This is a genomic window from Pseudoalteromonas sp. AWH4_217, assembly GCF_056161105.1.
Genome location: NZ_JBSWYM010000018.1, coordinates 68,314 through 89,710 on the forward strand (window position 1 = coordinate 68,314; position 21,397 = coordinate 89,710).

At 51.6% G+C, this 21,397-nt stretch carries 13 protein-coding genes; 6 read left to right on the forward strand and 7 right to left on the reverse strand.

The window, feature by feature from the left end; translation table 11 throughout:
• Window position 1: 1 nt before the first annotated feature.
• The 6 genes from ACXAH1_RS19785 to ACXAH1_RS19810 form a co-directional block, all read right to left on the reverse strand.
• The gene (locus tag ACXAH1_RS19785) at window positions 2-2,869 is read right to left on the reverse strand and encodes a TolB family protein (RefSeq protein ID WP_475198961.1); all 2,868 of its coding nucleotides are present in this window, start codon (window positions 2,867-2,869) and stop codon (window positions 2-4) included.
• 104 nt (window positions 2,870-2,973) lie between these two features.
• Window positions 2,974-3,213 (reverse strand): hypothetical protein, encoded by a 240-nt coding sequence (locus ACXAH1_RS19790; RefSeq protein ID WP_475198963.1) that lies wholly within the window; start codon window positions 3,211-3,213, stop codon window positions 2,974-2,976.
• 97 nt (window positions 3,214-3,310) lie between these two features.
• Window positions 3,311-4,606 (reverse strand): sensor histidine kinase, encoded by a 1,296-nt coding sequence (locus tag ACXAH1_RS19795; protein WP_475198964.1) that lies wholly within the window; start codon window positions 4,604-4,606, stop codon window positions 3,311-3,313.
• Window positions 4,596-5,960, reverse strand: a complete 1,365-nt coding sequence (locus ACXAH1_RS19800; protein WP_475198966.1) for a sigma-54-dependent transcriptional regulator — start codon at window positions 5,958-5,960, stop codon at window positions 4,596-4,598. Before ACXAH1_RS19800 ends, ACXAH1_RS19795 begins: the two co-directional genes overlap by 11 nt.
• Window positions 5,961-6,203: 243 nt before the next feature.
• Window positions 6,204-7,055 carry a D-hexose-6-phosphate mutarotase gene (locus tag ACXAH1_RS19805; RefSeq protein WP_475198968.1) on the reverse strand — a complete coding sequence of 284 codons (852 nt, stop codon included), beginning with the start codon at window positions 7,053-7,055 and terminating at the stop codon, window positions 6,204-6,206.
• A 105-nt stretch (window positions 7,056-7,160) separates the two neighbouring features.
• Window positions 7,161-9,119: a methyl-accepting chemotaxis protein gene (locus tag ACXAH1_RS19810; RefSeq protein WP_475198970.1), complete on the reverse strand. Its 1,959-nt coding sequence runs from the start codon at window positions 9,117-9,119 to the stop codon at window positions 7,161-7,163.
• A gap of 240 nt (window positions 9,120-9,359) precedes the next feature.
• Here ACXAH1_RS19810 and ACXAH1_RS19815 point away from each other — a divergent pair, with 240 nt between their 5' ends.
• Complete coding sequence (locus tag ACXAH1_RS19815; RefSeq protein WP_475198971.1) at window positions 9,360-10,631, forward strand: carbohydrate porin; 1,272 nt, start codon at window positions 9,360-9,362, stop codon at window positions 10,629-10,631.
• Window positions 10,632-10,887: 256 nt separating this feature from the next.
• A complete protein-coding gene (locus tag ACXAH1_RS19820; RefSeq protein ID WP_475198972.1) occupies window positions 10,888-11,283 on the forward strand; it encodes a YbaN family protein in 396 nt (131 codons plus the stop codon).
• Window positions 11,284-11,313: 30 nt separating this feature from the next.
• Here the strand turns inward: ACXAH1_RS19820 and lspA are convergent, their stop codons facing one another.
• A complete protein-coding gene (lspA, locus tag ACXAH1_RS19825; protein ID WP_475198975.1) occupies window positions 11,314-11,817 on the reverse strand; it encodes a signal peptidase II in 504 nt (167 codons plus the stop codon).
• 199 nt (window positions 11,818-12,016) lie between these two features.
• Between lspA and ACXAH1_RS19830 the strand changes: the two genes are divergently transcribed.
• The 4 genes from ACXAH1_RS19830 to ACXAH1_RS19845 all read left to right on the forward strand — a co-directional run bounded on the left by ACXAH1_RS19830 (window position 12,017) and on the right by ACXAH1_RS19845 (window position 21,384).
• Window positions 12,017-12,775 carry a substrate-binding periplasmic protein gene (locus ACXAH1_RS19830; protein ID WP_475198976.1) on the forward strand — a complete coding sequence of 253 codons (759 nt, stop codon included), beginning with the start codon at window positions 12,017-12,019 and terminating at the stop codon, window positions 12,773-12,775.
• Between the two features lie 253 nt (window positions 12,776-13,028).
• Window positions 13,029-14,339, forward strand: coding sequence for a tetratricopeptide repeat protein (locus tag ACXAH1_RS19835; protein WP_475198977.1), 1,311 nt, complete (start codon window positions 13,029-13,031; stop codon window positions 14,337-14,339).
• The gene (locus tag ACXAH1_RS19840) at window positions 14,329-15,594 is read left to right on the forward strand and encodes a FecR family protein (protein WP_475198979.1); all 1,266 of its coding nucleotides are present in this window, start codon (window positions 14,329-14,331) and stop codon (window positions 15,592-15,594) included. Before ACXAH1_RS19835 ends, ACXAH1_RS19840 begins: the two co-directional genes overlap by 11 nt.
• Window positions 15,595-15,606: 12 nt before the next feature.
• The gene (locus ACXAH1_RS19845) at window positions 15,607-21,384 is read left to right on the forward strand and encodes an Ig-like domain-containing protein (protein ID WP_475198980.1); all 5,778 of its coding nucleotides are present in this window, start codon (window positions 15,607-15,609) and stop codon (window positions 21,382-21,384) included.
• The last annotated feature ends 13 nt before the right edge of the window (window positions 21,385-21,397 follow it).

Sequence of the window (21,397 nt, forward strand, 5' to 3'; positions counted from 1 at the left end):
CTTACAACGCATACCACAGTCCCAGCCAGGCTCGCAGATCATCCTCTGCCAAATCACTCTCAACCCGGGCAACACCCAAATCAAAGCGCAGATCAGTGACACCAGCTGGTGCAAACCAGTTTGCCCATCCCAGTGCCTGCTGGCTCAAATCAATTTGCCACTTTAACCCATAACTGGTCGCGCTGCGCTGACCATCAAAACGGTGTTGTTTCATAAAAAATCTGGGCTGATTCAGCGCCCAGCTCGTCGCCAGCTCATAGCCGTAATAATGTCGGCCAGAGGCAAACTGGAACGGCAACTCAGGGCTAAGTACCAGATCGCTGCGTGTGCGCCCGCTCAGAATATTGTTATCGAATCCGCCCAAGCGCAGTAACTGTGACTCACGGTACTGAGACTGTACGCCAGCAAACCAGGGCCAGTTCCATACCTTACCAAACCCTTGCCAGTCATAGCCATGGCCCTTGGCATCGCCACTGAGTATGCCGGCTTTGACGCGATAACCAAGCGCAAAATCCTGTCGGTAGCTGTGCCACCCTTGTTCCAGTCCACTCCATTGCGTGGTTATGGCATCCCGGCCCTGATCATCGTAATGGATAAGGGCCACAAACGGCGACACCGACCAGGTATCGGAGCGCCATTCATAGGCCAAACGGCCACTCACCGCGCTACCTGTTAGTTTTGCCTGCTCTGCCTGCTCTGCCTGCGCATACTGTCGGCGACTGTCAAAGCGATAGTCGCTCAGATGGGCATCAAAGCGCCAGTCACCAGCACGAAAACGTAACGCAGCATAGCTGCCATCCAGCACGTTGTCGCCGCTTTGAGCCAGCCCCAATTGCCAGGATAAGTGCTGGAGCAGATCGCTGCCTTTGACCCCGACACTTAGCAACTCGCTGACCGCACTGCTGGCCTGCAGCGATAATGCCGCGGAGGCATCTTGCGCCAGCCATTGGTACTCGCTCTGCGTAATGTCCGCGCCCTCGGCCATATAAATTTGTGCATCAGGTAGCACAAAGGTATCGGTTTTACCCAGTGGCACAGCCGCATTACTGCTGAGTTTAGCCACGCGCTGCTCACTGATCTGGTCATCCAGTTCATGCAACCGGGTACCTGAAGGTGTGCTGTGCAAGTACAGCAGCGGTGCATTTTCACGCGGTAGTAGCTGCTCGAATACGGCCTGGCCGTGTGCAACCTGATATAAAGCATTGCGCTGCAAGTCGTAACGATACACGCCCACCTCACCGTGCAGACCGGCGATAAAATAAAGCCCCTGGCCTTGATGCTGCCAGGTAGGCGCAGTCAGATACTGATAACCCTCAGGCATAGGAACTGTGCGCACTTCAGCGCTTTGCATATCTTGTATATACAACTGCCAATTACCATTTAGCGTGGTTTTAAGGTACGCCAGCTGACGTTTATCGGGCGCCAGCTGCGGATAGTCATAGACAGTACCCAGGTCGCGGGCAAACAGCGGCGTTACCGTATTGCTGCTGATCTCCACCCGTACCAGTTCAGAAAACCCACTGCGCACTTGCTCTGCATACAGGGTGTCAGCATCCAGCAGTGTAAAACGCCTTATCCCAAGTGACTGGGTTAACCGGGTAACCGCGCCACTTGGCATATGCCAGCGATACAGATCGTTAACCCGGTTATCCCGGGTTTCATCGACCCGGGCGCGTGCCACAAAGTATAAGGTGTCTTTATCGGCCCATTGCGGATACAGAGTGCCGGAAAAATCGCTGGCTGCCAGCTGTGCTACCTGCTCACGGTTAAATACCTCTGGCGGTTTATCGGCAATGTCTGCCGGATCAGCCGCCAGTATCGCCTGCTGAGCTTTCTCAAAGGCCTTTTTTGCTTCTTCATTGTCTTCTGTTTTATAGACTCTGAGCCAGGTCTCTCCCTCCCGATCGCGTTCAGTCATGGCAATTTGCTGTCCATCTGGCGACAGCACCGCATTACTCGCCGCAAAGTCAGGCTCAAACCACAACGGGCTGTTTAACAGGGCCAGGTCGCGCTCCTGCGTCATCGCCTGGTATGTGAACTCAGCAATAAAGCGCCGATACAGCTGACCTGCACTTTGTCCGAAAGCCCCTTTAAACGCCGATTCAAAATTGCGTTTTTGAACCCCGTGTACGCGGGTCCAGACGGCATCCAGCGTTTCTTTGCCGTGGTTGTCTTCAAGCCAGGCCAGAAACCGTACACCCAACAAATAAGCCATGGCACCGGAACGATAGCTGCCGTCGCCATTGCTCAGTGCGCCATACGACAGCAATGCGCCCTGACGGGCAAAAGCGCGCAGCAGTGCTTCGCTGTAGTTGTCATAGAGCCGCCCCCGGCCGGTCAGTCGTGACTCCAGCAACGTGGCATACCCTTCGGCGACCCAGCGCGGCAACACCGCACTGGACAGATCATAGATATCAAACCAGTCACGCAGATGCTGACGCCACCGGCTGCGACTGGGCTGGGATAGGTGCACCAGGTGAATGTATTCATGGAGGATAAGCAACTGCTGCCAGCCCGGGCTGTTTGCAATCACAGAATCGGATTGGGGCGGTGTGGTAAATAACGCCATCAAAGGCGTGTCTGTACTCGGCAGTGCAAAACCATTGGCACCATTGATGGGATCAAACACCACAACATCGGCTATGCTGTCCAGTGCCCGGCCCTGTTGCTGCAAAACCAGCGTTCTGACCAGCTCTAACTCGACAGCGGCTGAGCGCGCCCAATCCTGTTGTGCAGGCGTATAGTGCACCCTGAAATGTTCAGTATGCAGGGTCTGCCAGTCCCCGGCACGTACCAGTGTGGTATAAAAAAGCAGTAAAAACGCGCCGCACAGTAACGCAGCGGGTGAGTTCATCAATCGCACAGCCATTCTCATCCTCGATGAAGTGATCCGAATCAGGACCTAGTATGGCAAATAATGTGCTTGAAAATCAGCGGGTATTTATCTTTTGAAACACTTTTAAACAACAAGGTTCAGGTATCGTGAGTGGGATCCAGAGCACTCACCAAATGCAAAATGCCTCCGGCCACAATGAACACCGCCAGTGCTGAAGCCAGGCTCAGACCTGCATGAACTTTTGCCAGTGCCAGTATACCTGCGCTACCCCAGGCCAGCACTATCCTGAGCCGGGCCGTCATCAGGCTTGCCAGTTTGAGTTGGCTGACGCACGCAGCCGCAATGATAAATACGATTAAGGGGATTAACACCAACATAGTCCACTCCCGGGTCACTGTTTGCCAGAAAAGATATACGGCCCCAGTGCCATTAGAGATCACGGTAATGAAGATTATACGCAAATGATAATTATTATCAACTAGGGAGAGTTACCTTAATCACCGCACCCATTCGCTCCCCAGACTCAGCATTGCTCACTTCAAGCTGGCCATCGTGACTCTCGATCACATGCTGACTCAGTGTCAGCCCAATCCCCTGTCCGTCTGGCTTGGTAGAATAAAAGGGCGTTAGCACATTATCGAGGTTGGCAAACCCGCCACCTTCGTCGGCAACTTCAATCACCACCGCGGGACTAAGGTAGTAGCTACGCAGCTCTACTCGCTGACCAGGTGGATCCGCCGCCTGATTGGCCTCAATGGCATTCTTAATCAGGTTGATCAATACCTGCTCAAGCAACTCGGGATCGCAATGGCATTGATGCGCCTGACAGTGCAATTCAATGTGTTGTGCCGGATGCTGTGATGCAAACAATTCCCGGACAGAGTCAAACAGCGCTAGCAATTGTGTGGGTTGGATCTGAGGCTCAATGGCCTTGCTGAGCTGACCATAACGTGCCACAAAATGCTGCAAATGCTGACAGCGCTGCTCTATCACCCCCAAAGCCTGACGTTCCCTGCTACTGGCCGCACGCTCGCCAAGACTCTGAGCAAGGGAGCTAACCGGTGTGAGCGAATTACGTATTTCATGGCTGATCACCCGGATCAGTTGTTGCCAGGCAGCCAGTTCTTTTTGCCGCAATGCTTTAGTGATATCCAGCGCGACCAGCAAACTGTGTCGCTGACCCTGTTCAAAAAAATAGCTGCTGTGGAGCTGCCAGCGTGCTGACTGTGCATTGCTGATAAACCGCCAGCCATGCTGTGTCTCTTCCAGCCCAAGTGAGGTTGCCAAGGCACCTTTGTAATGCTGCCAAGGTTGTCTATACAAGATTTCAAACGCCTGATTTGCATAACTTAAACGTGTATCTTCGGTAAAGACCAGAATCGGTGTATTGAGTTTATCTATCAGCTGATAGATTACAAAAATTTGCGAATTGTAGCGCGATTTCTGACGATGAAGCTGCTCGCCCAGCGCTATCAGTTGCTGCTCAAAAGCGGCCACCTGACCCGAGGAAAAATGTGGCCGGATCTGCTGACTAAAATCAGCCTGCAACATGGCTTCAAGCTGCCAGTGAGCACGGGAAAAAATGCTATTTAGCTGGGCCAGTCGCTGCTTTTGCAATCGCCACAGTACCCAGCTGACGGCGCCACAGATCAGCCCTATCTGCCACCAGGGCAGAGCGAGTTGCCACAATACCCCCACCAGCAAAGCAATCACCAGACCAGCCAGCAGAGTAAAGTGGCAGCGTACCGTCCACTCAAAGTTAGTCTTCACTTCGCAGCCCGTACTTATCCAGCCGACGATATAATGAAGATTTAGTCAGCCCCAGCGCTTTAGCTGCCTCACTGACCTGGCCCTGATGTAAAGCCAACGTCTGTTCAATCAGGTTTTTCTCCACTTCAGCGAGCGTCGTTCCCGCAGGCTGTGGTTTAGTGCCCGGTTGCTGCTGCGGAGCAGGGGCTGCCAGGCGTAATTGACAATCGGAAGCTGTGATCTGTGCTCCTTCGCTCAGTAATAGTGCTCGCTCCATCACATGACTGAGCTCACGAATATTGCCGGGCCAGCGGTATGCCAGTAAGGCAGCTTGTGCTTCACTATCCAAAGACTTAGCGGCCAGCTTGTAACGTGCAGCATGACGCACCAGCAAGTGATTTGCCAGCGGCACAATGTCATCCAGTCGTGCACGCAGTGGAGGCAATTCAAACGTAAAAGTATTGATGCGATAAAACAAATCACTGCGGAAACGACCTGCCGTCACATCCTGCTCTAAATCACTGTTGGTGGCACAGATAAGGCGGATATCAGCATGCTCAGTTCGGCTACTGCCAACTCGCTCATACTCACCGCTTTCCAGCACCCGCAGCAGTTTTGCTTGCTGCGTCAAAGGTATGGTTGCCACTTCGTCGAGAAACAAGGTGCCACCGCCGGCCAGCTCAAAGCGCCCACTGCGCTGAGATTTGGCATCGGTAAACGCGCCTTTGGTATGGCCAAACATTTCACTTTCAAACAAACTTTCAGGAATGGCACCCATATTGACGCTGACAAGGGGGCCTGTGCGCCTTGACGACTGTCTGTGCAATGCTTCAACCAAATGGCTTTTACCACAGCCACTTTCCCCACACAGCAGTACGCTGGCATCTGTGCTGGCAATGCGCGACAGCTTGCTCAGCAAGGTTTTCATGGCCGAGGAACGCCAGGTATAGCAAGGGATTTCAGTTTCTGTGCTCTGTACATCCCCCTGCTTTGACTGCAACAGGTTGAGCTTACTTTGCTTGCGAATAGCATCCAGTAGTTGCGCATTTTGCCAGGGCTTTTCGATGAAGTCTGCCGCTCCGAGACGCATCGCCTCAACGGCCAGCGACACACTCCCCCAGCCGGTCAGGCAGATCACCGCAGGGGAACTGGACTGAGACTGCAACCAGTGCAGAAAAGTCAGCCCCTCGCTACCTGAGGTTGTATCCCGGGTAAAATTCATATCCAGTAAGATCAGGTCAATAGATTTACAACTCAAAAATTGTTTTGCGACCTCAGGGTGTTCCGCTTCATACACTTCAAAGCCATGATCTTCTAGCAAAAAAGCGGCGCTTAACCGCACCTCTGGATTATCATCTACAACGAGTACTGCCATTTTGTTCCCTGTTCGTTTATCACTGCACTCAGAATACGGGAATTTGACGAAGACGAAAAGCGCGAGCGCGACGGTCATTCAAGCTAAGCAGCGGAGTTCACGTCACGTAAAAGATACAGAAGCACCAGCTCATCGAGCTCCGCATAGCGTTCGGTATGAGATGAGGTATGAGTTGGCACGCATCTATGTGGAGGGCATCCGTGCCCTCACTGCAATAAGCTGCGAAGCGTTGCTTCGGTCTTGCTAAATCCAACGGATTTTGGTGGTAAGGGTGTGGGATTCGCCTGGTGCCAGTGTGACGGCGTCGTCCATCACATTGGCAGCTTCCAGGCACAGCATCACGTGATACTCATCATCGCGGAAATTGCTCAGACGTTTGGATTTTTCTATCCAGGGGTTCCACAGGACGCATGAAGCAGAGTGTTCACGGCCAACCTCAATTTTGCCATCTGGTGTATCAATGATTTGCACTTCAGGCGCCCGGGTATACACCATGTCCGTTTCACGGGCGAAAGAGACGACCTCATCCTGCGTAAATGGCCCTTCGCCAAACTCAATATATTGCGCGCCTTGCAGACCATCCACTCGGGTCTGTTCAATTTCTGGCGTTGGAAAGTACGTATGCAGCGCCTGGGTGAGCGAGAAAGTTTCTTTGCCGGTATTCACATTGGTCAGCCTGACTTCTAGCTGATCACTCAATATAAACTCCACAGTCAGACCTGACTCATGTGGCCAGAAGGTGCGGTCAATGCTGGTCATCGGCAAAGACAATACAATCCGGATTGCGGTCTCATCTTCCTCAACACGCTCCGCGCGCCAGACCAGTTTGCGCGCAAATCCGTGGGCTGGCCAATCCGCTTCGGCATGAACACCAAACCAGGGCCAGCAAATTGGAATGCCACCACGGATAGACTGGCCTTCGAGATAGGTTTCGTCCTGAGATACCCACAGCAGGTTCTTCTTGCCTGTGGGAATGAATTCGGTGATCTGAGCACCCTGAAGATAAATTTTAGCCTGACACTGTGGGCCGTTAACGTCAAAATACTCCAGGCCGGACTCGGTACGTGCCAATTTTACTGAGGCAGAAAGTTCCATATAACACCTATTTTTAAACTAAACTGGCACTACCTTACCTAAAATGCACTGACGGTGTAAGAGCCACCCACCGAATATGAGTGATCTTCATCAAGAGTGCGTTAATCACACTCTGAACTGACCCACTAATTTTGTCAGCTGCTCAGACAATCGCTGCATCTTATCGCCATTTTCGCTGGTGTTGTTTGCCACATCACTAACAGTGTCTGCCGCATGCTTTATTTCTATGACATTGCGGTTAATATCCTCTGCGACATGCTGCTGTTCTTCTGCGGCGGTTGCTATTTGCGTATTCAAGTCACTGATGGTCTGAATAGACTGAGTGATTTCGCTAAACTGACTTTGCGCAGATCCCGTAAGTTCTACCGTTTTGTCGGTACGGGTTAAGCTACTGCGCATATCCTGAGATACGCCTTCCGTCATTTTTCTCAACTTATCGAGCTGCGATGCTATCTCTTCGGTCGATTCCGAGGTGCGCTGCGACAGTGCCCTTACTTCGTCTGCCACCACCGCAAACCCCCGCCCATGTTCGCCTGCTCGGGCCGCTTCAATGGCCGCGTTCAGTGCCAGCAAATTGGTTTGCTCGGCGATCCCTCTGATCACACTGAGGATCGACATAATATTTTCACTTTCACTGTCGAGTTGATTGATATCTGAGGTCGCCCGCTTAATCACATCCGACAAGGCAGCCACACTGTCAACCGCCTCGGTCATAACAGACTGACCCAGCTCAGACGCCTGCTGGGTCTGAGTGGCTAAGTCGGCGGCATTGGCACAGCTGGACGCCACCTCATTCGCCGTGGCGGCCATTTCATTGATAGCCGTTGCGGCCATTTCAAGCGCCTGCTGCTGTTGTGCCGTCGAGCTGGTCAGCTCCTCAGACTCCGTGGCGGTTGCACAGGCCGTTTGATTTAGTTGCTGAGCGCAGGCATTAATGTCCATCACCAGTTGGGCAATGAGGTCTAAAAAGCTGTTAAAACTGTCCGCCAGTTTGCCCGTTTCGTCTTTGCTGTCGACCTCCAGCCGCTGGGTCAGGTCGCCTCCCCCCTGAGAGATGACTGTCAGCCCATCGCTCACCTCAACAATCGGCCCAGACAGTACATTGGCAATGTAATTCGCCAACACAACAAACAGCGCAACCAGTACCACGCTCAGGATCACCAGCGTCCAGGTCATGGCATTCGCCGCCGCCATCACCTCTCCCTGCTCCACAAAAGCAATGAATTTCCAGCCCAGTTTCTTCGACGTGTAGATACTGGCAAAGTAGTCCGTGTCATCAATCCGGATTTCATATAAGCCGGACTGATTACTGGCTACAGTACGATACAGGCCGCTGTCGACCTGGTTCACATCCTTAAACCGATAATCACTGTGCTTGGCATCGACCAAAATTTTACCTGTGTCTTCCACCAGCATCAGATAGCCGGTTTCACCGAGCTTAACCTCACGGATTATCTTGGTCAGGCCCTGTAAAGACACATCCATGCCTGTTACACCTATCTCTCGGCCATTCGACCTGACCGAGCGTACCGTGGAGACAATGGCCATATCATCCGGGGCCCAGTAATAAGCATCGGTCATCACAGTTTTGCCATTGGCTGCTTGTCCACTGCGATACCAGGGTCGGGGCCGTGGGTCATAATTGGCACTGACCTCACCCTGAGGCCATTGAATATAACCCCCTTCGGTATTGCCAAAGTAGATATAGGCAATTCCCGGGTGGGTATCACCAAAGCGTTCAAACAAATCGTATACTGCCTGCTCAGTCTCACTGCCTGAGCGTGAATTCAGCTGTGTGGCGGTGCCTTTATCGGTGTAAATCTTGACTTCGCTCTGGGCGCGGGTCAGTTTGGGGTTAGTGGCCAGAAACTCAACATTCTTGGCTATTTCATCGAAAAACATGCCAATCCCGTTGTCGACCTGTAACGCCTCCCGACCACTCATCTCGACAAATTTATCCAGTGCCAGCTGCCGGGTCTGGGACACTATCAGAACGGCAATGATCAAAATAGGCGAGACGATAGCAACGATAAAAGCCAGCCTGAGCTTTTGCGAAATAGTCATAGAGTGGATTCCTCACTGGACTGATTGACTGCGCCAACACGCTAAGACATCGGCTGCCTAGCGTTAGTATTCAAATTGCACGATACTGCTCAAAAATATAGTTGATAGTTGCGCAACTATCCAAAGGATCAAGAGAAATTACTGTTGTTCATGGCTGATTACTTGGAACCTGAGAATGGATGGTCTAGGCTATTTAGAGATAATTTATTCTTACTAACTCAAACAAACGGGTGTTCTCCCATGCTAAAACTCTCTCGACTCATGACGGCTCTGTGCGGCGCTATGATGTTGTCTTCTGGCCCCGCAATTGCCAGTGAAGATGAACTGGCACAGCTGAAGAAGCAGCTTGAACTGCTCCAGCAGAAGGTTCATAAAATGGAACGTGAACAGGCACGTGAAAAAGCACAAGCCAAGGCCGATAAAAAGGCCAAACAAGCGGCGCCTGCCAAACCCAGCATTAAGGTCGGCGGGGCGGTACGGACCAACCTCAGCCATACTTCCTACGATGACGACAACAAAAATCGCGGCGGCGACTTTGACTTTGACATTTTCCGTCTGAATTTCTCCGGCAACGTTGGCGGTTTTGGCCTCAATGCCGAAATCCGCTTTTTTGACTACATGACCGCCGTGAAATACGCGTATTTACACTACGACTTTGCCAAAGACTGGCAGGCACAGCTGGGCATGACCAAAGTGCCATTTGGCAACTGGCCATACAATTCACACAATTACTTTTTTAACACGACTTATTACATCGGGTTAGAAGACGATCACGACATGGGCGTGTTGTTTAAACGCAAAGTCGCGGATAACTGGCAGCTAGACCTGGGCTTTTTCAAAAACGATGAACTCGGTGGCGTAGACGGCTATGTGGAAGATCGCAGCGACCGCTATTCCTACGATATCGTCGGCTTTCGTAAGGCCTCAGATGGGGTATACGATGATCCGGCTCAGCCCCTCGGTGAATATAACACCTTTGCCGGTCGCTATGCTTACCACTTTAAACACAAAGGCGGCACCACTGAGGTTGGGGTATCTGGCTTGAGTGGCGGTCTGCACGATGGCGTTGATAAAGCGGGTGATTACATGGCCTGGGCCATCCATCTGAATGGCAACTATGGTCCGTGGAACCTGCAACTACAGCATGGCGAATATGAATATGACGTCGATACCCCGGCAACACGAATGGCCGTTGGTGCTTATGCATTTTTCGACTCCATTGCAGCGGAAGCAACCATGAGCAACGCCAATATTGCCTACAGTTTACCCGTAGAATTTGGCCCAATCACGGGCTTACAATTCTACAATGACTACGGCATTATCTACGACAAATCGGATGATACCGAAGACACCTGGATGAATGTGACCGGCGTCTCGCTATCCGCGGGTGCTTTCTTTACGTACATCGATTATGTGCTCGCAAAAAACCAGCCTTTTGTGGGTGGCTCCATTGCGGGGAATAGTGATGAGACGGAGCGCCGCTTCAATATCAACATCGGCTACTATTTTTAACACTGAGTCACGGGAGCGGCCAGTGCGCCGCTTACCGTCTATGAACAGCCCGGTTCAAGCCCCCTTTAAACAGTAATTAAAACACCGAATGAAAGTAAGTACGCACTTACAAATGATGTTAGTTATCTTCCGCAAAGAAATATTACAGATCACACAAAAATATTACGCCTGCTATTCGTCCGTCGGTTTTTGGCTATAATGAAAAAGTTAGCCAATGCAAAAACGATGACATTGGATATTTCCGGGAAGGATAGCGATGAAAAAACACGCTCAAAAACTATTTAACCGCTGCTTCTGGCTGCACGTTGCAGGAATACTGTGTGTTGCACTGGGGTTTATCGGAATGGCACTTCCGGTCATGCCGACGACGATCTTTTTTATCCTGGCACTGGCTTGTTTTACCCGCTCTAATCCCAAACTCGCAAACTGGTTGCTGTCTCACCCGAAATTTGGCCCGTCATTGCACGCCTGGCAAACACACCAAGTTGTGCCAGTTAAAGGGAAATGGGGCGCTGGCTTGGGTATGCTACTTGGCTTTGTGATCCTTTGTATGACATCTGCCCCCTGGTATGTGCTGATAGGTGTCGCCCTCACCGAGCTACTGGTTATGGCCTATTTACTCAGTAAACCCTCACACCTGCCTGCCAGCTAAGCACCTTCTCAGCAGGAGGAACGTCTCGCATCAGGTTTTCTGCGGCGCAGTAGCCTGATTATGGGTGGTATACACTATCAACATCACCGCCCCCAGCATAATCGCAACATCTGCAATATTAAATACACCCGTCCTAATCTCACCAATACCCAGATTTAGAAAGTCGATCACCGCACCATTATTGAGGATCCGGTCAATCAGGTTACTTACCCCACCTGAGAGCACCAGGGACAAACCCGTGACCTGATGGCGATTGAGATCCTCACTTTTCAGTGTGTACAGCAATATTGCAATCAACAACAGCGCAATGACACCGATAAACAGCACACTCCTCAGCGGCGCAGGCAGCTCGCTGCCCAGGCTTAAGAAGGCGCCCGCGTTTTCCCGGTAGCCAATACGCACAAGATCATGCCAGTAACTGGTCATCTGCCAGCCGTGAAGATAGTTACCAGCAAACCACTTTGAGAGCTGATCCAGGCACATACCCACCACACAGATCATCAGGACCCAGTGTATACGTTGTTTTGTTGTCATAACTTGTCGTCGTTTCAGTTGGCCGTATATCACTATAAAACTGTCATTGTGACACCTGCATGACACTTTACTGAAAATGACATTGTTTAGCACAAACACGACAAAAGAGCACATTTGCGCAGCAGTGCGACCCTGGCATACCAATTCGGGTTTTCTAAACTAGACTTAAGCATGGTCGGTCATAAAGAGGGGGTGAGTTTTGCGCAAGTTGATGCCTGTAATCTTACTTTATTGCCTGATGGTCACCCTGCCTCTGATGGCAAAACCCATGCTGCTTGGTAGCCACAGCGTCTGGCCGCCTTACGTACAGAATGACGATAGTGGCCTCAGCTATGATATTGTCGCTGCAGCATTTGCGCGCAGTGGCGAAACATTTGCATTGCAGACCGCACCATTTAGCAGAGCCATGCGCCTGGCACACAATGGCAATATCGATATGATCCCCGCACTGTGGTTTACTCAGGCACGTGCAGAGCACTTTTTGTTTAGCCAGCCCTATCTGCACAATGAACTCATTTTCATCTCTCAGGCAACTCAGTCGGTCTCTTTTTCTGGACTCGCATCACTGGCTGGAAAAAACGTCTGTATGATCCGTGGGTTCGCTTATCAAAACCTGCTGAGCGGGCACCCCACAGTCAACGTAATCACCCAACTGCATTTAAGTGAATGCCTGCGACAGCTGGCACGAGGCCGGGTCGATGGCATGATCGCAGACAGGTTTGCAGCTGCGTACACTATCACCCATCATTTTCAGGCACAGACATTTACCCTGCATCCACAGGTCGTGGCCTCCTGGCCTCTGCACATCGGTATCATCAAAACCCATCCTCGCGCTCAGCAGCTTATTCAGCTATTTAATCAAGGGCTGGCTGAGATTATCGAGGACGGCACCTACAACCACTTACTCTCACACTATCCTATGATTAGCTCTGACCTGAGCACAATTCAGTCTCAGTAATCATTTGTACCCGTAACTTAGAGTGAAATATTGAAAGTGCTGACTATAATTTAATCACACTCTCTTGGTCCGTTAACTTAAAACTGATAGAGATTAGTCTGTTAGGCTGTTATCAGTGATATCACAGCGCCTTGAACTGCGCTCGTACCCATGCTGTATGAGCGCCCTGTAAAGGTGTCTGGGTATGAAATAATGCTTACAAACAAAGTTGACTGGCAGTACCAGAGAATAATCGAACTTTGGGTGATCTGTTATGCAGCTATTACTTCAACGCGCGTTTATTCCGGTCGTTTTGCTCCTGGGCCTACACACCAGTACCGCCCTGGCATCAACGTCGCTTACACAACTCAAATCAGCACTGGATCAGGGCCAGTTTGAACAAGCTTATGCATTGGCACAGTCGCAGTTCGAAGATGCGGCAGGCGACCCCGAATTTGACTTTTTATATGCCAGAGCCGCATTGGAGACCAACCGCTTTAATGAAGCCGTTTTTGCGCTTGAACGCGTCCTCGCTGCAAAGCCAAACCACCAGCCCAGTTTGTTCTTATTGGGCCTGACCTATAACAAGCAAAAGAACTACCCTCAGGCCGCCAGCACCCTCAATAATCTGCTAGCCACACCGCTCAGTGATGAGTTTCGTCAACGAGTAGAGCGCGCGCTTGACGCGATTGAAGAAAACCTGGCCAGTTTGAAACAACAACTTAAGCACAGGGTATCACTGGCGCTGGGCCATGACAGCAATGTAAACAGTGGCACCACAGACGATCGCATTGTTATTGGCGGCTTGCCTCTGTTTATCGACGAGACCAGTCGCGAAACATCCGATGGCTTTGCCCGTACCAGTTACCGCTTTGATGGTCGCTGGCAGCAAACTCAGCATCAGGCTTGGCGGGCAAATATTCAGTTGTCGAACCAGGTTCACCAGGACAGTGATGAGTTCGACAGAACGCAGCTCAGCGCCAACATCAGTTATATTCGGGATATAGACGCATTCCAGCTCCACCTGGGGACCCAGCTTGGCGTTATGTCTCTGGATTCAGGCACCTATCAACAAGATGCCGGCGTGTTTGGCGCGCTCCGTTACACCATCAGCTCGCACTGGTCCGCTACATTTAATATCAGTGCATTTAACCTCAATAACGTGCGTGACAGCGCACTGGACAGCCGGCTATATACATCCGGATTGGCACTCAGCAGAACCAGCCGCAACTGGCTAGTCCGCTTTACTGCAGGTTACACCTGGCAGCCTGCACAGGAGGCGTCGGGGGAGCACTATGCGCGCGATTACAGCCACTTTGGAGCTGCGCTGATTTATCGGCTGAACGACGCCCACCGACTCAGCGCCAGAGTACAATATCGAGATATAGCACACCGCGCTGCCCACCCCTTTTTCTTGCAGATACGTGACGAAACACTCCACATCGCCCAGTTAGGCTGGCTCTATCAGATATCACCCGCCTGGGGCGTGGAAGCAAAACTGGCTTATTACGACAAAGACAGCTCGCTGCAGCTGTACAGCTATGATCGCACTGAGTGGTCCTTAGGAGTACATTATGATTTCTAAATCCCGTACTGTTTGGCAGCTTTTCGGGCCACTCAGACAATCCGCACTTTCAGCTGTGTTACTGCCCTGTTTATTCGCAGGCCAGTCGAGCCTGGCCGCGCCGGCAGGCAAAACCCTGATGTCACGGGGACAAGTGGTTGCGACGGCTAGTGATAGTGAGGCCCAGCGCGCGTTAAAACGGCGCAGCCCAGTCTTTGATGTTGATGTAGTGAACACAGGTCAACAAAGTAATGCGCAGCTGCGCATGCAAGATGGTGCACTTATCGCGTTGAAAGAAAATACTCAACTCATTATCAGTGAATACTCAGGCTCTTCTGAACAGGATGGTTCAGTTGTTATGGAGTTGGTTACAGGTGGTTTGCGTACCATTACCGGTAAAATCAAAGGCAATAAAGACAATTACCAGCTAAAAACACCTGTGGGCAGTATCGGGATCCGTGGCACCCACTACGAGGTGGAATGGCAAGGTGATACGCTGTTATTAGCGGTCTGGGATGGCACCATTGAAGTCAGTGTCAATGACCAGCCACTGTTACTCGGCCAGGAAGGTAACTATTCGTTTGCCAGTGTTAGCCAAAGCGGCGAAGTGACAACTTTACTTGCCCCACCACAACAACTGTCGCGACTTACCCCCCAAAACCAGGCTTCCGGCAGCGATTCAGAGCCAGATACACAGGCTGATCAAGGCGACACATCATCCGAGTCCGGCGAAATAACCTCCGAATCGACATCTCTGGCCATCGCGCAAGCCCCCGTTGCAACAGCTCCCGCTTCTCAGGCAGCCTTTGAAACAGCTTTGCCAGATGTTGGCCGTGATATCTCAGACAACGACTTTATTAGCGAGGAGAGTCTCGACACCTTTGGAGTGGAGCCAATTGAAGACCTGATCGCAGAGCGCACTGGTACCGCGCTTTACACCGTCCTTGAGCGCGCAGAATTTAGCGCTTCTGCAGGGGCCGTGAGTGATATTCAGATGCAGATCAGTGTCGATTTTGATAACGGTACAGTCCCTCAGGGGGTGCTGTCATTCAACGACCCACAAGGTGAATGGTTTGCAGCCTTTAACGGCTTGATAGACGCCAATGGCATGACCCTGGGCGTGAATTTTGCCTCTCATGGACAGAACCTGGCAGAGGGGACCATAGAAACACTGTTTAGCGATGAGCTGAGCAAGTTACGTGGCAGCTTTAATTTGAATGAAATTGACGAGCCAGATGTAACCGCCTCGGGCTTGTTTACTTTGAGCCAACCTTAAGGGGGATGCGGGATGAAGCGCTCGCAATTACACCAACTGGGCTTACTGACGCTGATCTGTGGCGCGCTGATAACGGGTTGCTCAGGCGATGGTGACAACGCAACAACACCGAACAATGACAACATAGGTGTACCACCCACGCAGGACCAAAACACGGATCTGCCTGACACGCCGTCAGGACAAGCAACTCTGATCCCCTTTGACTATCAGCCCAAACTCGCCAGCCGCAACCTGGCCGCCCGACAGGTGGTGAATACAGAATTTGTAAACGGGACAGGTACCGTGCTGTTCCCCGATACACAGCGTACTTATCGGGGAAACATCACCGTGTCACTGGGATCCATTACCGATCCGGATGGGGTTAGCCGGGTCTTGCTGGGCTTTGAGAATGCCGAGCTGGCACAGGTGCTGTGCGATGGGAATTGCAGCGACCCCTTTGCCTTTACCGAAACCGGTATTAATCCAATGAATTTCGGACAGCAACCCGGAAGTGTGCAACTGCAAGTCTGGGTCGAAGACAACGGGGGCAATCTGAGTACAGTTGCCACCCAACAAATCACCTGGCTCCCACGCAGTGTCGTATTTAATAGTACACAGCGCAGCGACGGTACCGCTTCTCTCGATTGGCAGCCTCTGTCAAACTTTTTACGGTATAACGCCTACCTTGCCGAGTCGCCTATAGATGATGTACGAACCGTCACCACCTTACCAGGGGGTCAGCGGGCGATCGCCTTAACGGACTCAACTCATGTGTTTAACGGGCTCGACCCACAAAAGCACTATTACACCCGGATCTCAGCCATTGATGGCAGCGGTGAGAGTGCCTTCAGTGAGTCTCGCATGCTGGCGGCCTCGAACCTGGTCACACCGACAGCCATCTCGGACAGCTTTAGTGGTATCCAGTTTGAATCTGTCTCTGGTAATCTGCTGACCAATGACGACGCCAATGGCCTACCCCCGTTGACTTTGGTTACTACGCCAGTCAGAACACCACAAAATGGGACCCTGACGCTCTTTGCGGATGGTCGCTTTACCTATGTCCCCAGAGACACCTTCTTTGGCTCAGACAGTTTTCGCTATCGGATAGTCAACAGCCAGGGCGCGACCGCCGAAGCCGAGGTTTCCCTGCTAATTGAGCAAGTCAATCAGGATCCCATTGCCTTTGATAACCGCTATGCGCTTGAACAAAATAGCGAATTAACCATCAGTGGGGCCGGGCTTCTGGTCAATGATATTGATCTTGATGGCGATCCATTGACCGTCGACACAACCCCGGTAACCGACGTGCAGCACGGCATACTGACTCTCAGTTCAGACGGCAGCTTTAACTATCAGCCCGATACCGACTTTATTGGAACCGATAGCTTCGAATACCGGGTTGAAGATGGTAAGGGCGGCTCAAATACCGCCACCATCACCCTGAGCATTGAAGTTGAAGTCAGCAACTTTCCTCCTGTCGCCGTCAATGACAGTTACCAGACCAATGAAGATGAGCAGTTGTTTGTTGACATCCCGGGGGTACTGAGCAACGACAGTGACGCCGATGAAGACCCGCTTGCGCTTTCAATCATTGAGCAACCTAGCATGGGCACGTTAGAGCTCAGTGATACAGGCAGTTTCCGCTACACCCCTCAACAGAACAGTTATGGGCAGGATTATTTTGTTTATCAGGTGGACGACGGGGCAGCCAGTGTACAAGCCTTTGTTGTAATAGACGTTATAGAAGTGAATGATGCACCTCTGGCCAATGATGACAGTATAGAGGCCGCGCAGGGACAAGCTGTTAGCATCTTGGTGGCCGCCAATGATCAGGACATTGATGGCAGTTTGAATCCGACCAGTCTGGCCCTGGTCGAGGGGCCCAGCCATGGCACCGTAAACCTGAGTAATGACAATACGCACTTTATTTACCAAAGTGATGCGGATTATCGTGGCAGCGACAGCTTCACCTATCAAATAAAAGATGACAGGGGCGCCCTGTCCAATATCGCAAATGTGTTTATTGAAGTTACCGGAGACAATATCCCGCCGGTCGCGACCAATGACAGCGCAACAACACAGCAGAATGTGCCAGTCACCATTGATGTCCTGGCCAATGACAGTGACGTCGACGGTAGTCTGAATTACAACAGCTTAACCGTAGTGACGGCACCAACCAATGGCAGTGTCACGCTCGATCTCGTCGGTCTGGGTGGCTTTATCTATACGCCGCAAAGCAGCTTCTTTGGCGTCGATACTTTTTCCTATCAGGTGCAAGATACAGAAGGTGGTATTTCCAATACAGCGACAGTCAGCATCACCGTTGAACGGCTCAATCAGGCTCCCGTGGCTGACAACGACACGGCCACGCTGGAAATTGGTCAGTCCGTTGCCATTGCGGTCCTTGAGAACGATAGCGATAGCGACGGAACATTACAAACTGACAGCATAGAGATAGTAGAGCCCGCTGTGATGGGCTCCACAGAAGTAAACAGTGATGGTTCGATCAGCTATTTCCATACCGGCACTTCTGAAGGAGAAGACACTTTTACTTATCGCGTCAAAGACAACGACGGCGCCTTCTCCAATACCGCGACTGTGACAGTCACAATTACCGCTCCCGACACCACGCCGGTGGCCATTGATGACAGTGCTGAAACCGACAAAAATGTGGCCGTGAACATCGCCATTTTAAACAACGATCAGGCGAAAGGCCGAAGCCTGATCATCAGCAGTATCACTTTTGCAACGCCACCAAGTCATGGCAGCGTCTCGATTGACAGTGTGAGCGGTTCAGTCCAGTACACCCCGCAGTTTAATTTCGTTGGCGGCGATAGCTTTAGTTACACCGTGAACAACGACTTGGCCGAAACGTCGAATGTCGCGACGGTCACACTGACCGTAAACGACAAAAACTACGCGCCGACTGTGGAGCCTGGCTCAGCAGAAATCGACACAAATGTCAGCAATGGGACTGAGATAGTGCAGATCAGCGCTTCAGACCCCGATGGCGACACGCTGGCCTATGCGCTGTCCGGCACAAACTCAACCCTGTTTTCCGTTGACAGTAACGGCAAAGTGACCGTAGCAAATGCCGATCAGATTGCCAGCAATGGCGCGCAAACCTATACCCTGACCATCACGGTCTGTGATTCTGGCACCCCACCCTTGTGTGCTGAAAATGAGCTTAGTATTGTTGTTACACAAGCAACTCCGAGCTATGTGGCCAGTAAACGCAGTAACTTTGGTAACGACGGCAGCTTAATGGTGGCACTCAATGCCAGCCTGGAATTTCACAGCCCGGGGCAAACCGTCCTGCAAAGCGATGGCAAGCTGATAAGTGTAGGGGCCGTTGGCCATTTTAATGACGCCGCTGGTCGCAACATCCACCGGGCCTATGTGAGCAGGCAACTCAGTGATGGTCGCCCGGATAATGGGTTTGCCGAGGCAGGGAACTTCCAAAGTGGCTTTGGTATAGAGATTGAAAGCATTCCACAGGATGTCTGGGCTAAGGTCGCTGCTGTTGATACACAAGGGCGCATTTATGTAGCCGGGTACGTTAATTTCACCAGTTCACAGCAATTGCTGGTTTTCCGCCTGCTGGGCGATGGCTCTTTGGACACCAGCTATGCCAATGGCAATGGGTATATGACCTTGCCCTTGGGCAGCAACGTCTTTGTGACGCCCGTCGCCATGGCATTGGAAGACAATGAGACGGTGATCGTACTGAGCAATATCAGGGCCACAAGCAGCGCAACCACGGGCACTGTCACCCTGTCCAGGATCACAGCGCAGGGAGAAGTCTCCATTACTCAGGCGCTCGCAGACACCCCCACTAAAAATGCTCGGGGCATGGTCACTTTGCCTTCCGGTGACTACCTTGTGTACGGAGAGATCACTTCCAGCGAAACCGGTGAAGATATCATGTTGATGCGCCTCACACGAAGCTCGCTGGCTCCGGATAGTGGCTTCCAGAATAATGGCCTCTTGCAAATCAATATTACTCCGGTGCCGGATGGTGCCAACGGTAACCAATTCAATGACACAACGCGTCATGTGCAGATCAAAGACAGCAACACTCTCTTGGTTACTGGACTGACAACATTGGATGAGTCTGGGGAAGAGCGCTCGGCATACTTGCTGCAAATGACGATGGATGGTGTATTAGACACCGCATTTGCAGGCACAGGTAAGCGCACTTATATGCTCAGTGAACTGCCGACTGATTCAGCCAATGATATATCCGACTACTCTGCGACGGGTATCGGCATCGTCGCAGATAGTGATACCTACTATCTGGCTTTACAGCGTAGCTTTTTTGGCAGTGAGCAGGTCGTACAGATAATAAAAGTAGGTCTCAATGGCGATGTAGACACCAACTGGTTGCCGGGCAACAATGGCTTCAGTATTTATCATGGCTCGGGGCTCAAGGTATTCGGCTTGCTTGAAACGCAAGGCGGGCTGCTGCTCAGTGGTCAGAAGTTTAATTATCTTGGCAATAACTATCTGTCTGAGCATTGGCTGGGCGAAGTAACCACAACCGCTGAGTTTAACCAGAACTTTGGTTCATTTGGCCAACGCACAGTCAGTGTCGGCCGTCGAGATGAAACATTTACCGCTGGGCACACTTCCAGCTTTAGCGCATCGGCGGGGCATGTGCTGCTCAGTGGCCAGGCTAACAACTGGCAAAGCACTCCGCAGGCGGTGCCGTATGTACTGAAACTGGATGGCGTTGGCCAGCGGACCAGTGCTTTTGCTAACCTGGGTTTAGTCTCCACAGTCCCTGTAACAACGATGGGGACTATGTCCAGTGCCACTGTAGGGGCCATTACTGAAGACAGTACCGGTGCTGTTTTGCTGAGCGCCTCGGGCACGGTATCCGTGTCTGCAGGTGATGAGCAAGCCATGGCAACGATTAGCAAACTGAGTAATTTGGGAACTCTGGATACCAGCTTTGCCAACAGTGGCGTATTCAGTCTGACCGCCAGTGAGTACAAAGCAGAGGCCTCAGCTCTGGATTTAACACAGCTTACGGTGCTGCCCTCAGGGGATATTCTCGCTCTGGGGCAAGCGACAGCCAGCTGCTATACCCACAGTATGGCCTTCATCGTGTCCAGCTCAGGTACTTTGTCGAGTTTCTTCGAATACACGATTCCAGGTGAACCCAGTTGTAGCCCTAATGCACATAGAGTATCTATGATCCATACTGTAGGTACTAGTCTGGTTGGCATTGGTCAAAGTCAACCAGGCCCGGTTGCCCCTCAGTTACTACTGGCCAAAGCCAGTGCAACCGGCGTCCCGGATACCAGCTTTGGAACAGGTGGTTTGGCATTACTGGACATTGGGCTGAGTGCAGGCGACGACATCACCATTAAAGGGTCTATGGTTGATGCCAGTCAGGGCTTTATTGTCTTTGGCTACGCTGGCACCAATAACTTTGTCGTTCGGGTGACCAGTTCTGGTGCACTGGATACCAGCTTTGCAGACGGCGGTGTTTTGAAGTTTGCACAGCTCGAAGGCGAAGCCGTGCTGGTAAATCAGGCCTGGATTGAAAGCAATGGTAAGTTACTGCTATTTGCACAGGCAAGCAGCTCGAAATCCTTGTATGTCGGCCAGCTGTTGCTCAGCGAATCTCCCGGAAGCTGGGATAGTAGCTTTAATGACACCGGTGCACAGCTTTTCAGTAGTGCAGTGACAGGCAATTTGGTCACCGTACTAGAACAAAGCAGCAGTACTGAATTTGTCTTTGTGTTGCAGCAGTCAGCGCCAGCCAGAGTGAGTTTACAAGCCGGCCAGGTCGTTCAACAGTGATGGTAATCCGTAT